The following is a 14,046-nucleotide window of genomic DNA, read 5'->3' on the forward strand; positions in this document are numbered from 1 at the left end:
AGCCCAACGCCGAGAGCGTGCACGCTCAGTTCGAGCGGATCATCGACGCCCTGGCCGGCAAGCTGCCGACCGTGGCCGAGCACCTCGAGACCGCCCGCGAGGACATCTTGGCGTTCACCGCCTTCCCCAAAGAGCTCTGGCGCCAGATCTGGTCCAACAACCCCAACGAACGCCTCAACCGCGAGATTCGCCGCCGCACCGACGTTGTCGGCATCTTCCCCAACCGCGAGGCCACCATCCGCCTGGTCGGCGCCGTCCTGGCCGAACAGCACGACGAATGGGCCGAACAACGCCGCTACATCGGACTCGAGGCCCTGGCCCGATCACGAGACGTCCTAACCGCCGACACCGACCCCAAGGAGGACACCCACACCCTCATCGGCGCCCTCAGCGCCTGACCCGATCACAGGATCACCGACGTACACCACGCCCCGGGACTTGACCCTCAATGGCCGCCACCAAGGACCTCGACCACATCACCATGCAGGCCCGCCAAGTCGGTGCGAAAGTCCTGCTCGTCGGCGACTGGGCCCAGCTGTCAGCCGTCCAAGCTGGGGGCGCGTTCAAGCTCATCGCCGACGACCGAGGCCCCGACGCCCCGACCCTGCACGAGATTCACCGGTTTCGCCACGAGTGGGAGCGCCGAGCCACCTTCCAGCTACGCGCCGGCAACCTCGACGTCGTCGACAGCTACGTCCAGCACGGCCGGGTCGAATCTGGGGGCCGGGAGGACATGCTCGACCTGATCTTCGATGCGTGGCGCACCGACACCACCGCCGGGCGGACCTCGCTCATGCTTGCCGCTGACATAGCGACGGTGGCCGACCTCAACGCCCGCGCCCGAATGCACCGTGTTGCCACCGGCAACGTCGTCCACGACGGAATTCAACTGGCGGACGGCACAATCATCGCGGTAGGCGATGTCGTCGTCACCCGCCTCAACCAGCGCGCGCTGGCCTCGGGGCGTGGGTGGGTCAAAAACGGCGACGACTGGATCGTGCACGGGATCAGGGACGACGGCAGCGTGCAGGTTAAGAGACCGAGGGGAGGCCCGTTCGCGACTCTGCCCGCGGACTATGTTTCCGAGCACGTCGAGCTCGGCTATGCCACCACCGCACACCGCGCCCAAGGCCGCACCGTCGACACCGCTCATGCGTACGTCAGCGCCGCGACGCAGCGCGAGCCGCTTTACGTGATGGCCACCCGAGGACGAGAAACTAACCACCTCTACGTCGACACAGCGAACGAGCCAGACGCCGCCACCGGCCACGGCGGGGCGGTGGCGGTCGAGCCGATCGACGTGCTCCGAGCGGTCATCATTACGAGCGGCGCCGAAACCTCGGCGACAACCGTGCGAGAAGCAGAAAGAGCTTCCACCTGGGCGCGTCGGATGGAATGGGAGGGAGCGGCCGTGCATGAGGCACGCCACGACCCGCCTACACGTCAGCTATGAGGGCGAAACGAGTTCCTGCGCGGTCCGCAGCCGGGCCCACCCGTAGGCGGAGCTGGGGCGCCTACGGCGAGAAGACGTTCCTCACCAACGGAGTTGGCATCAGCGGTCGCAGACAGGGCCGCGATTGCCGGCTTACGCGGCCTCGGTCCCGCCGCAGGTGAAGGTCGTACTCGGGGTCATCGGCGGCGCACCGTCAGTTCGTCGACTTGTTCGGGACGAGGTAGTGGGGGCCGACGAGCCCAACGTGGACCTTCCCGGTCAGACCCTTGGTGTCGTCGTGGAAGTACACACGCGGGGCGAGATTGCCCCCACCCTCGGATATCTTCAAATGTGCGAGCATCGTGATCACGCCGGAGGGATCGATCGTAGTGCCGACCTTGAAGACCCGCGTCCGGCGGAGCTTGTAGCTGTTCTGGACGGTCTCGCTCTCGCTCATCGCGAGCTTCTTGGTCGTTGCCGGCCACCCGAGAAGCGGACCTTCGGCGCACCACTCCCAGAATCCGCCCTTGTCCCAGCCGTTAGCCCGATCTTCGGCGTAGGCGGCGAGCGCACGCAACCCACGCCAGGTGGTGTTGCCCCACGCGAACGAGTTGGGGGCGGTGTCGATGTCATCGAGTTCTTGTGGGGCAGAATCCGGGATGCTGAGCCACTGCGAGAGATACGTCCGCGCGGCCAGAACTGCCTCCGATGTGTCTTGGACTTCGTCGGGAATGACTGCGGCGACTTCGTGCCGAGTCCCCCAGAGGATCTCGCCCAAACCTCTTGAGAGGAGTTCATCCTTCAGCCGCGCAAGGTGTCCAGTGGCTCTGGCGAGCTCCTTCTCAAGTTCGCTGTGCTCAGCGACCGCCAGGTCACGGTCGAACTCCCATTCCTCACGCGCGGCTTCCATCTCGGCCGTAGGGATCATTCCGTCGAGGGCGTCGGCCGGTAGCCCGGTCCGCTCTGAGAAGACGGCGAACACTTCGGGAACGCGCCGACGAGCCGACAACTGCGCTACTGAGTAGACGATCCGGTCGATAGTTGCCTGGTTCCCCTCTTGCAAGCGAGCCCGCAGGTAGTAGCGGTGGCGCCAGCCATCGGAGTAGGGGCTAACCGAGATCGGTGCGTAGACTCGAATGCCGCCGCCCCAGATGGCGAGATCGCCCAGGAGTTCCTTAAATGCGGTGACGGCGTCATAGTCGAGAGTGACCACGGCGGCCACACCTTCCGAGCGCGAGGCAATCCTGCTGGCCCAGGTCAGCCAAGAGCCGTCGTGGTCGCCGCCCGGTTCGGAGCACACAATCACGGGCAGGGTCCGGCCGGGCGCTGCCAAGAGATCGGTGAGAAGGTCGATGCCAGCCGCCGGGATGGCTTGGGGCTCGGTGAGGAGGGAGCTGGTCCCGAGCATTGGCCTCCTAGACAACCCCAACAACTCGTGTACGACCTTCGGGCGCCCGACTGAGACGCGGAGAGTGAAGTCGTCGGACTCCATTTGATTCTCGACGAGGGTGTGGACGCCCTTGTCATCCGCGACAGCGCGGATGACGGTCGTCCAGACCGTTGCGCCGCTAAGCTTCTGGTCGCTTGCCGTGAGCTCGAAAGCCCCGGTGGCGAGGGGGTGGTAGTCGATGCGACGGCGACGACCTTGGGAGATGTCGAGCTCGGTCTGCCCCTCCACGAGCGGTGCGGGCTCCGAGGTTTCCTGCGCCCAGGCCGCAGCGCAATGGCGAAGGTCATCGAGGTTCGCGCTGCTAGTTTCGTCGGTCCAGATGGCGCGGTAGAGGACGCTCACATCAGCTCCTTCGCCTTGGCGAGGTGAGCGGCGAGTTGCTTGGTTCGGCGCTTGCGGCCGAACGTCTGGAGGACGGAGACGTCGAGCTCGTCGTCGGAGATGCCGGGGTGCTTCGTCTGGATGAAGCGGGCAGCATTGGCGATCTCGACGGTACTGACGAGGACGAAGGGGCGGTCGACGGTGCTGTCGTTGGGGCGGAACTCGGCCCAGGCAGCCGGATCGATTTCTCGCGGCCAGACAAACTTGTCCTCATCGACGAACAGCCCGGCTTGCTGGATCTGGTAGGAGATCTTCTTCTCACGGTTGGAGCGGACCCGCTGGAGACCGAATGACTGCGCCGTCTTGTCGGTGAGGCGGTCGAGATGGATCGGGCCTTCGTAGGTCGCGATCTCGACTGCTACGGCGCGCACCTTCTCCTTCGCCACCTTCTTCGGCAGTTCGTCGAGCACCTCGATCCCGCCGACCTGCACGACGGTCCATGGCTCGAACCCCAGGCGCTTATCGCCGATGACGCTGGGTTCTCTGACGAGCACCTCGGGGTCAGGCGTTACGGACTCGATCTCTTCGACGGTTGGGGGGGCGGGCGGCTGGTCGACGGTCGATGTCGGCGCCGAGATTGCCTCGGCTGCGACATGCTCGGTCACGCCCTCTTGAGCCGCAAGGGCGGCGAGGGCTTCGCGGCGGATGCGCTTCGCTTCTTCTAGGCCATCGGCGTCCCCGAAGTGTTCCAGCAAGCGGACGGCGAAGTCGCTGGCGCGGAAAGCCTCGTCGACATTGAATGCGTACATGTGGGCCATCTGCTTGCGCACGATGCGCAGTTCGTTGCCGATAGTGCTCACAGTGCGCTGTTGGTCATCGAACGGGTAGCCGAAGTCGCCGAGCCGCTCGGTGAGCATGCGAAGCTGCGCTTGGAGGTCGTGGGCCCAGTACTTGTAGCCGCTGGTGAAGCCCTTCTTCTGGTCGAGGATCTCCAGCACAACCGTCCATGGGTGACCGCCAAGGTTCGCCGCGAGACGGTCCGCGATGATCGAATCGAGGCGCGAGGCTAGGTGGTCAAGGCTCTCCTTGACGGAGAGGTTGGGCTTGAAGGTCATCAGAAGAGGCCCCCTTCGTGGGTCCCTGGCAGCATGCCGTCATCGAAGGTGAACCCCTCCTGCCCCGCAGCGACCTTGGCTGCCTTCGGCGGCTGACGCAGCGCGTCGGGTACCGGCGGGAGCTCGTCTGCGGCGACGAGCGGTCCGGTGACTATCTCGTCCAGCAGAGCAATTCCGGCAGGAACAAGTGCAACAGTCTCCTTGATCGCGGCAACGATCTCGACAAGCTCCGTGCTCCACTCCGATGACCAGGTGGTCGGGCGAATCTTGTCGAGTGACGACTTGCTTGATGCCGCCTTACCGGTTGGCTTCGCCATTCGGTAGCCGAGCCACTTCGGCATGACCCCCATTCCGCTGACTGCGAACGCCCAAGCCTGCTCGGGCACCCCGGTCAGGACTCCGTCGGCCACGCGGAGGGCCGCGGTTGCGGAGTCGTACTTGATATCCGTCTTCGCTTCCGGGAGGCGGGAGGGCTTGGGGTTCCATGTGATGCCTGCGGTGGGCAGTTCGCCTTCACGGAAACGCTCGCCGAAAGTCTGGAGCCAGATGAGCTCCTCCCCGTGGGCCACCATGCGGCGGAAGAGCTCGGGGTCTGCGGTCAGGGGCACGCGAGGTCCCGGCGTCTCCAACGCCTCATGGAAGCGCTCGGTGTAGTCAGCGCCGGCGAGTACCCCGAACGTGTAGGCGAAGAGCTGCTCGACCGTGATCGTTAAGCCGAGCTTGTTGCCTAGGAGCCTCAGGGCCGCGGGATCGACGTTCGGGGTGCCCGCGGCGTCTCGGTAAAGCGCGATGACGTCCTTCCCGCCTCGTCCGCAGAAGTGGTGGAAGTCAGGAACGAATGCTGTGACGGTTGCCGCAGGTCCATGGCCCAAGGGATTCGTCATCATCGAGGTTAGGAAGACCTGTTTCGGGCTGACTGACCACCAGAGCGACGGCCGCTCGAGTGTTGCGAATCGGGGGTCTGAGAATGCCCATTGTCGGTCGAATGAACGGTATCCATACCGGACGAGCGGAAGCCCCGAGGCTCCTGTGGGCTCGTTTGCCAAAGGGATCTGTCCGCCAACTTTGGTGTGGACGTTCCTCCCAGAGTTGGCGGCGGCGTAGAGGCCCTCGCGATCCTTCACGTCAGCGGTCGAGACGAAGCGCCTCCAGCGCTCTTCAAGGACTTCCGCCTGGGGCGCGATGGGGAAGGTCCGTCCCCAGCTGCAACCCGGCTGCTGCCACGGGAGAAGGTCGGCGACAGCGACATATGTCTGCCAATCCTCGTCCCCTGCAGGGGGGCTGAGAGGTGCGTACCAGTCGGAGTGGAGGGGCGTCCATGTTGCTTGAGCCGTACCAGCGGCCTGCTCCTGCAGAGCAGACAGCTTCTCTTGGCGCGAACCGCTGACCCTGAGGTATCGAGCTGCTGCAGGGACAGAGCGATCCGAGCCCCCCTTGCGAGTCAAGGTCACGATCGCGACGGGAGTCTGGATGTCGAAGACGTTCTCCTCCTTACGGGCCCCGCGACCGGCCCCACCCAGGTCGATGATGGTGATCTGGTCTGCAACCTCGCGCACCAGCCGCCGAAGCCCAAGGAAGCCGGCGCCGGTAAGCCATGAGGACGAGGTGATCATTGATACGACCGCAGGGCCAGTGTTCACCTCGAAAACTTTCCAGATCGCCCAGCGCCAGAAGTACACGTAGAGGTCGTTGAGGCTCTTCGTGTGGCTGAAGATCACGTTCTGCTTCGCGTCGTCAAGGATGTCGTCAAACAGCGAGCGCCCGTTCTCTGTTCGGTCGAGTACGAACCCGCCTTGGGCACTTGCATCGCGGTCATAAGGCGGGTTGCCGATCAGGAACGTTGTGGTTCCAGTCGTATTTGACCTCGTCGGCATGCGCGCCCTCAATGCTGATGGGGTCCGCGAGCGCCTCGATGACGTGAGGGTGCTTGGAGCCGAGAGTGTCGCCGAGGTAGATCGGTAGCCGCACCGTCTCGCGTAGGTCATCGGAGATGTCGAGTGACACCTTGAGGTGGCTCACGGCGTAGGACGCGAGCGAGATCTCACACGCCGAGGCGTGGGCAAGCGCGGCAGCCTCGCCGTCCTTCTTGTCATTCCGTCTCGCTTGGCGCAGCCACTCGACGAGGAAGGTGCCGGTCCCGTTGGCGGGGTCGAACATTGACACGACGGCATCTTCGGGTTTTGAGCGGTTGGGGATCTCAATCCCGGGGTGGGCTGCGATGTACTCGGCCCAGGTCGTCGAGTCGGCGACACCGAGCGGAAGCCCGAAGGACTTCAAGGCATCGTCGACAATCTTGACGATGCAGCGCACAACGGGCAGGGGTGTGTAGAACGCGCCGAGGTTCTTGCGTTGCTCGGGGTCGTACTGTGCGAGGAACTCTTCGTAGAAGTAGACGACCGGGTCGTCGCGCTGGTTGTCGGCGCCGAAGTCGGCCAGGAGCTCGTCGACATCGGTTATGGCAAGCTGCTCGGCCAGCTCGTTGAGGCCGAGCTCGTCGACGTCGATGACGCCGTCGGAGTCGTCGCGGAAGCGCGAGTAGATCGCATCGAGGAACTCGTTGTCGAAGGTCAACGCTGCGACGGACTGGTCGGCCTTGAATTCTTCGGGGTGTGCGATGCGCGCGGTGAGCAGGCCATAGACCATCGTCTGGGCGTAGACGTCGGCAAACCGCTCGGGGGTGAGATTACCGAGCAGTTGCTCCCGAACATCGTTGAACAGTTCTCGGATCGGACCGCCTTCGGTCTCTACCTCGTAGAGCGCCCGGACCTCGTCGCGGACGTCCTGGGCGACCTCGGCCATACGGGCCGACAATGTCTTGGCGGACTTGATGCCCTCGCGGTAGCCCCGGAATCCATGGCCGAATTCCGGGCTGAGCACGATCTTCGGTCCGTCGGGCGACCCCCAAAACAGGTCGGGGACACCGCGGCGAATCAACAGATCGAGACGGGCTGACGTGGGCTCGCTGCTCCACGACAGGACGTTGAGGATCCGCTTGCCGTCCATCTCGCGGAAGTTGACGACGTGCAGGAGGTGTTCCTGACCTTGCGACAGGCAGAAGAAGAGCAGGTCGGGGAGCGCCCACTGGGCGTGGGTGCCTCTGCCCTTGCGAGCACGCTCGTTCTTGACGAGGCGCTGCACCAGGCGGCGGATGGCTCCGACGGGGAGGCGTCCGCCGTCGAACTCCAGCACCCAGACTCCGAAGTCCTGGTCCTTCTTGAGTTGGGGGATCTGGGAGATGTGTTTGACCTTGGCGACCTTCTCCGGGTCGAGGTGCAGTTCCTCTGGCTCCCATTCGAGCTGCAGGTCGTCCCACGTGAGGCCGTCGGGGATGGGCCAATCCAGCCCGTCCAGCAGCAACGTGAGCAGGTGGTCGGTCGACTGCGGGGCCGCCTTGAGGAGTTGGCGGAGGCGGTCTTCGTTCGCGCTCATCGCACTTCCATCCAGCAAATCGTCTTCGGCGTCGGGGCATCCATCGGCAGTTGGGTCTCCTTGCGGAGCCGCTTGGTCTCGTCTCGCTCGAACTCGCGAAGCGATGCGTGGAGCTTCGAGCGGTCGCTGAACGCCAGGGCGGGCGTGCTCGTGTCGGCGGTGATCGCGCCGTCGACCGCCTGCACCGCGCGCTCGACCCCATCGGCCGTGCGGAGCGACCACTCGATCTCGCCTGGTTCGATCCTCCACTCGGCTTCGGCGTCGTTGTCAGCGGCCTTGGTGTGGACCGGAACGCGACGGCAGATGAAGACACCAGACGGCTCGCCGTCCTTGGCGGTGGAGATCCCATCCGGGAGTCGAGCGACGAACTCATCCAGTTCAGGGTTCTCCTTCACCAGGTTGAGCCACTTGAGGCGGAGCTCCTCGATGGGAGCGATGTCGCCGTTGTACTCGTCCTTGAACGCCTGGAAAACCTTCACGTCGTCGTACATGTCGGACTCGTCGATGAGCTTTCCACCCGGGATCCCGAGCGTGCTGGAGATCATGAGCGTCTTGCTCTGGACGCGGCTGTAGAGGGTGAGCAGGGCCTCGATATCAGCAGGCGGCAAGAAGTTGCGGATCTGGATGTGGCCACGCGACTTCTTCGCCGACGGCTTCTCCTTGACGAGTTCCTTCTCGATCTGCGGGTTCATGCGGCGGTCGACACGACCGATGCGCTGCATCAGGCGGACCGGGTTCCAGTGGATGTCGTAGTTGACGAGAAGGGTGCCGTCCTGAAGGTTCACCCCCTCGCTAAGCACGTCGGTGGAGACCAGGACACGGAGCGGGGCTAGCTTTTTGCGGTCCGCCGCCGAGACCTTGTTGTAGAAGGGGGCGAACCGCTTGATCATCGCGTAGCGGTCGTTGCCGCGCGTGCCGTCGATGCGGTCGACGTCGGCGAGACCGTCCTTCGCGAGTCGTTCTTCCAGATATCGGGCCGTGTCGGCGAACTCGGTGAAGACGATGACCGGCTCCTTGCGGAACTCCGGGGTGAAGACGTCCTTGTCCAGCTTCTCCTTGGCGCCCTTCGGCTGGCCCATCAGGAGGTCACGGAGGCGCAGGTACTTGTCGTCCACGCCAGCACCACCAAGGATCAGGTCCATGAAGCGCTGAAGCTGGTCGAGGTCCTCGAAGGCGGCATCGATCATGTCGTGCAGCCTGTATTCACCGCCGACGAGGTTGTAGTCGAGCTCGTTGAGCTCCTCCTCGGTGAGGTCCTCCTCGTGCCAGACCTCCTCCAGAGTCGAGCGGTAGCGATCGTGGATCGCCTTGAGGGTTGGCTCGTTGACCGCACGCCAGTCGGCAAGGCGGACCTCCTGGTCGGCTTCGACCTTGGTGTTGACGTCGAGCCAGCTGAGCACCTTGGCCGCTAAGTCGAGGCACGAGCCAGCGAACGCGGCGAGGCTCGACTCGAACCGCTTGAGGAAGATGGTGCGGATCAGGGCGACCACCTGACGCTGCCGATTCTCAGCTCGTGTGTCGATGTCCTTGTTGGTCGAGAAGGCCAACGGGTAGTACATCGGCAGCACAAACAACGGAGTGGCGCGACTGAAGGCATTCTGCAACTCCGTGAACAGCGGAGAGTAGAGGGTGCCGAAGTCGTACGGCACGACGCGAGGGACCTGGGTCTCAGGGAAGACGACCTCGGCGCCGCCGGCCACCTTGGCGCTCTCCACAGCGTACTTGCGGCTGTTCTGGTGGATGACTGACTGGAACAGCTTGTCCTTGGCCATCAGGTCAGCGATCACGGTGGCGTCGGGGACGGCCGCCTTGAACGGCTTCTCCAGGCTGACGACGTACTTGCGCAGGCTGTTGATGCCGATGCTCGGGAAGTGGCTGTCGGCGTCCACGCCGGTGAAGAGCTCGGCCTGGTGGACGAGGTCGAAGAGCGAGTTGTTGATCGGCGTTGCCGTGAGCAGGAAGACGGTCTTGCCCTTGCAAATCTCGTGCATCCGCCACCATCGAGATCCCCACGGGTTCTCCTCAGTGGGGTTCTTGCCGTGGTTCCGGAAGTTGTGCGCCTCGTCGATGATGATGATGTCGGCCCGCTTGGCCAGGTGCTCGATCTCATCGGCACCCTTCTGGGTGGTCAGGTCTGTGTGCGCACGCACCAGAACATTGGAGAACTGGCCAAACAGCTCGGGTAACCGATCCTTGAGCTCGGGGTTCCACACGGCGTCCTGACCGGTCTTGGTGGCCATGATGAGGACGTTCCTGCGGTGACGCACCGCGAAGTATTCGGTCAGCATCAGACCCACAAACGTCTTGCCGAGGCCGACGCCGTCGGTGAGGAGGCCGCCGTTCCACCGCCGTGACATCTCGATCAGAGAGTGAAACCCCTCCTGTTGGTAGGGCGCGAGCAGGGGGTAGATGACAGATTCGGACTCCTCCCACGTCTTGTCGGTGGGATCGACGTTCGCGGTGAGCGCGTGCAGCGCCTTGGCATAAACCTCGAACGGCGTGAACTCGCGGACGTTGTGCTCTAGCACCGCAAGCAGCTCCGGGTCGACCGGAGTGGCTTCGTCCCAGTGCTGCTCGTACCACTCCTGAAGATCCGCGACCTCGGGGCCTTGGAACCTCACGTTGAGCTCAACGTTCTGCGTCAGGCCGGGTCGCGTGAAGTTTGACGAGCCGACGAGGGCCGCAGAGCCGACCACCTTCAACTTGCTGTGGGTGATGTAGGCCTTGGCGTGGAACTTCTTCAGTTTGTAGACGCGGATCTCGATCTTGCCGGTGCGGACGCCGTCGACGACCGCCTCAACGCCGGTGAGGAAGGCATCGCCGGTCTGACGCTCGACGAGGATTGAGGTGTCGAGCGCGGCGGCAATGGCATCGGCCGTGGTCCGGCTCGTCTCGCCACCGATGAGGAGACGGATCTTGTCGACTTTCTGCCACGCGCCGTCCAGCGCGAGGAAGGCGCCGATCTCGAAGTGGCCCGTGGCGATGTCGATCGCTGAGCTGATGTCGCACCATTCGCGGACATACTGAAGCGCCTTCCAGTCCTCGTCGGTGTTGTCGACGATGAACTGTTCTGGTGACGCCACAATGTTCTCCCCTGCTCGCGATTTCCTCTGCACTGTATTGGCTCAGCCGATCGAACGACCGGACTTTTGGGGACCAAGGGGGTCAAGTTCGACTTCTAGCCGTCAGGCGCGCTCGACGACACGAACATGTGTGAGTCTTGCGAGCATCGTGCAGCGAAGCACTGCCGCCGTCCCCGCCCAACAAGCACCCTCAGTGTTGGCTGGCAAACGCATCTCAGGAGAGGCCGACTCATAACGACCGCACCCAGCTGATCTTGCAAGTAGGGGATGCGCTGCGGTCGACCGGACGGACCGCGGGCGGACCACAAGTAGCGTCTCCATGGTAGGAAGCGGTGGTCTACCTGCGCCAGGGAATCGCATACCGTGCCGTGACGCCCACGAGTCCCCGGCGGGCACCGGCGCGGACGCGTGGTCATGGTCCAAGTAAGGACTGCCCGGCGTCCCGCTCGCTCCTAGTTCCCTGGGGTGCGGCAGCCGCGAGGACCATCCTCCCAATCGGCGGCCGCCATCGGGAACACTCAGAACTCAACCCTTAGCAGAATCTGGACGTCATTGACCTGGTCATGTCGACGTTCTACTCCGCCGGAGCCACCGATCTTGATTTGGTTGCTCACTTCAGCGCCGAGATCCAAGGTTCGACTAACTTCCCTCGTCAGATTGAGGCGGAGAGTCTGGGTCTTCTTACGCACACCGTCGCGCACAACGGCGATCAGGTGGCTCAGAGTAGGTTCCGACGCCAGTCCGGCATCATCGACCAAGCGCTGCGCAGCCTCAACGTCCGGAGGTCCTGCCGCGTTTGTCGAACCAACTTCCATGAAACGCTGAAACTTGTCGCTCTGAGACTTGTCGAAATGGCCCTTCGCCTGACCGATCGGAGCCTTCGCCCCGCCACGCACGGACAAACTGCCTGCATCCGACTGAACAAGCAGTTCCTCCACTGAGAACTTCGTTGCGCCCAACAGGCCTGCAACGCGGTCATAGAGGAGCAACTTGTCAAGGGCGAACGACTCCGCGGCATCGTCGAGCGGCTGGTACCGAGTGTTGTCCAATGGGCTTTGAATCAGGACCATCCCCGGTTCGAGCAGCCCTCGACGGTACAGGGATAGGTCTAGCTCACTAGAAGGTGGTCGCGTGGGCGGGATGATCAACGCGACTGACTGTTGTTCATCCGCGGTCCGCAACTCCCCAAAGTTCGGCGAGGCCACCGCTATCACACGCCTTCGATGCGGTGCTGCCGGGATCTTCGATGGTAGGCGGGAAACGCGGACGCCTGAGAGAACTTGTACGTCGCGTTCGGTATGAGTCGGGACGGCCTTCAGACCAGGTTGCTGGCCCACCCCGCCCGAACCAATTTCAGCTTTTACCCGCTCGGCGGTGTCGGTGTCCAAGCTCGACCTAGCCGTCCTGGCTTCGAGACCCATCATGACGAGCTGGGTCAACAGCGTAGCGATCGGTAGGTTCAGTTCCCGAGCCAGTGCGGCTATTGGAATACGTGGCATGATTCCCCTCACGGTTGCCGCCGCTCGAATGATGCCACGTCCGGACCGCGTTCGTTGTACAGGCGTACCTGCGCCCCTAGGGACGCTCGCCAGGGACTCATCCGATGCGCAGCGGCTTGCAACGGCGCCCTGTCCTCACGAGGTGCCGTCTTCCCATCGCTTGGGGCTGACGACTGTAGCCGGCACAGACTGCCAAGCGCCGCGGACCGCCTCAACCAGCTGCCCGACCCGATTCGCTGCGACGCGCTGGGGTTGAGAGGCAAGCCAGCCGACCAATTCCTCACCATGGAGGTAGACACATCGTCCATCCACCAGGCGCTGTGGAAAGTCGCCCCACATCACCATGACCGGCGTCACCCACTGATTGATCCGAGTGGCCGCCTTCACTCGGTCATGCGTCTCACGAGCGAGTCCCAGCTAGTGACCCGGACCAGGGTGGGTGTAAGTGAGGTCGGAGTCACCGAAGCGTTCCACCGTCAAAATCCCGTCATCGACCGAGGCCGAGCCACCCAGCCGCTTCGAGTCGAGCAGGAAGACTCCTCCCGGCCCGATGGCAATGTGATCGACGTTTCCTCGGCCTGCTGGAAGGTCGTGCAGAACCACCCAGCCTTCTCGTTCAAGCGCCCGAAGTGCGTTGGCCGTAGCCCGCTCACCCCACACCCCTTGTAGTTGAGTCCAGCAGAGTGGTGTACGACGAGGCGGTGAGCGTGTCCTGCTGACGCAGGCGCGGTCACCGCGTGATCCTTCGAGTGATCTCTCACAACCGACTCGAAGAAGGGCACCACGATGACCGCGACCCCCATTATCGACCCCGAGCAGTTCCTGCACGAACAGCTGGCCCAGGCCAGCCCCGATCTGATGCGTGAGCTGCTCGGCACGTTCGTTAATGCGCTGTTGTCCGCGCAGGCCGACAACGTGTGCGGCGCCGAGTACGGCTCCCGGGATCCGGAAAGAACCAATCGACGTCCAAGTCGCAGGTGTCGGTGATGGCCAAGGACCTCGACGAGCAGGTCGCCGCGTTCCGCACCCGGCCCCTGGTCGAGGGCCCGTACACGTTCGTGGCCGCCGACGCCCTGACGATGAAGGTCCGCGAGGGCGGACGGGTGGTCAAGATCGCGGTCATGGTCGCCACCGGTGTCAACGCCGACGGCTACCGCGAGGTCCTCGGGATCCACACCGCCACAACCGAATCGGGTGCCGGGTGGCTGTCGTTCTTCCGCGACCTTGTCGCCCGCGGCCTGGCCGGAGTCGCCCTGGTCACCAGCGACGCTCACGCCGGCTTGGTCGACGCCATCGGGGCGACCCTGCCGGTCGCGTCGTGGCAGCGCTGCCGGACCCACTACGCCGCGAACCTGATGTCCGCCACGCCCAAGAGCTCCTGGCCATGGGTCAAGGCGCTGCTGCACTCGGTGTATGACCAGCCCAACGCCGAGAGCGTGCACGCTCAGTTCGAGCGGATCATCGACGCCCTGGCCGGCAAGCTGCCGACCGTGGCCGAGCACCTCGAGACCGCCCGCGAGGACATCTTGGCGTTCACCGCCTTCCCCAAAGAGCTCTGGCGCCAGATCTGGTCCAACAACCCCAACGAACGCCTCAACCGCGAGATTCGCCGCCGCACCGACGTTGTCGGCATCTTCCCCAACCGCGAGGCCACCATCCGCCTGGTCGGCGCCGTCCTGGCCGAACAGCACGACGAATGGGCCGAACAACGCCGCTA

General features: G+C 64.0%; 9 protein-coding genes and 1 pseudogene. 3 read left to right on the forward strand and 7 right to left on the reverse strand.

The features are described 5' to 3' along the window. Both EAH86_RS20060 and EAH86_RS20065 read left to right on the forward strand, forming a co-directional pair. Positions 1-398: transposase (locus EAH86_RS20060; protein WP_194150797.1), on the forward strand; the 398-nt coding region annotated here is incomplete at its 5' end. Between the two features lie 50 nt (positions 399-448). Next, positions 449-1,453: an ATP-dependent DNA helicase gene (locus EAH86_RS20065; protein WP_140744117.1), complete on the forward strand. Its 1,005-nt coding sequence runs from the start codon at positions 449-451 to the stop codon at positions 1,451-1,453. Positions 1,454-1,646: 193 nt separating this feature from the next. Here the strand turns inward: EAH86_RS20065 and EAH86_RS20070 are convergent, their stop codons facing one another. From EAH86_RS20070 to EAH86_RS20985, 7 genes are all read right to left on the reverse strand, one after another. Continuing rightward, a complete protein-coding gene (locus tag EAH86_RS20070; RefSeq protein ID WP_241668480.1) occupies positions 1,647-3,224 on the reverse strand; it encodes a hypothetical protein in 1,578 nt (525 codons plus the stop codon). Continuing rightward, the gene (locus tag EAH86_RS20075) at positions 3,221-4,318 is read right to left on the reverse strand and encodes a DUF3320 domain-containing protein (RefSeq protein ID WP_140744119.1); all 1,098 of its coding nucleotides are present in this window, start codon (positions 4,316-4,318) and stop codon (positions 3,221-3,223) included. Before EAH86_RS20075 ends, EAH86_RS20070 begins: the two co-directional genes overlap by 4 nt. After that, positions 4,318-6,192, reverse strand: a complete 1,875-nt coding sequence (locus EAH86_RS20080) for a type ISP restriction/modification enzyme (protein ID WP_140744121.1) — start codon at positions 6,190-6,192, stop codon at positions 4,318-4,320. Before EAH86_RS20080 ends, EAH86_RS20075 begins: the two co-directional genes overlap by 1 nt. Then, the gene (locus tag EAH86_RS20085; RefSeq protein WP_140744123.1) at positions 6,131-7,747 is read right to left on the reverse strand and encodes an N-6 DNA methylase; all 1,617 of its coding nucleotides are present in this window, start codon (positions 7,745-7,747) and stop codon (positions 6,131-6,133) included. The genes EAH86_RS20080 and EAH86_RS20085 overlap by 62 nt, the downstream gene beginning before the upstream one ends. Next, positions 7,744-10,830, reverse strand: coding sequence for a helicase-related protein (locus EAH86_RS20090; protein ID WP_161988728.1), 3,087 nt, complete (start codon positions 10,828-10,830; stop codon positions 7,744-7,746). The genes EAH86_RS20085 and EAH86_RS20090 overlap by 4 nt, the downstream gene beginning before the upstream one ends. A gap of 518 nt (positions 10,831-11,348) precedes the next feature. Then, positions 11,349-12,329 carry a translation initiation factor IF-2 N-terminal domain-containing protein gene (locus tag EAH86_RS20095; protein ID WP_161988729.1) on the reverse strand — a complete coding sequence of 327 codons (981 nt, stop codon included), beginning with the start codon at positions 12,327-12,329 and terminating at the stop codon, positions 11,349-11,351. Positions 12,330-12,746: 417 nt separating this feature from the next. Beyond that, entirely contained in the window at positions 12,747-13,157 is a 411-nt protein-coding gene (locus EAH86_RS20985) for a nuclease-related domain-containing protein (RefSeq protein WP_338325265.1), read from the reverse strand. Here EAH86_RS20985 and EAH86_RS20105 point away from each other — a divergent pair. Beyond that, positions 13,116-14,046: pseudogene (locus EAH86_RS20105) on the forward strand (IS256 family transposase); the annotation flags it as partial. The gene EAH86_RS20985 and the pseudogene EAH86_RS20105 overlap by 42 nt on opposite strands.

The sequence above is a fragment of the Pedococcus bigeumensis genome (genome assembly GCF_006438965.1).
GTDB classification, from domain to species: domain Bacteria; phylum Actinomycetota; class Actinomycetes; order Actinomycetales; family Dermatophilaceae; genus Pedococcus; species Pedococcus bigeumensis_A.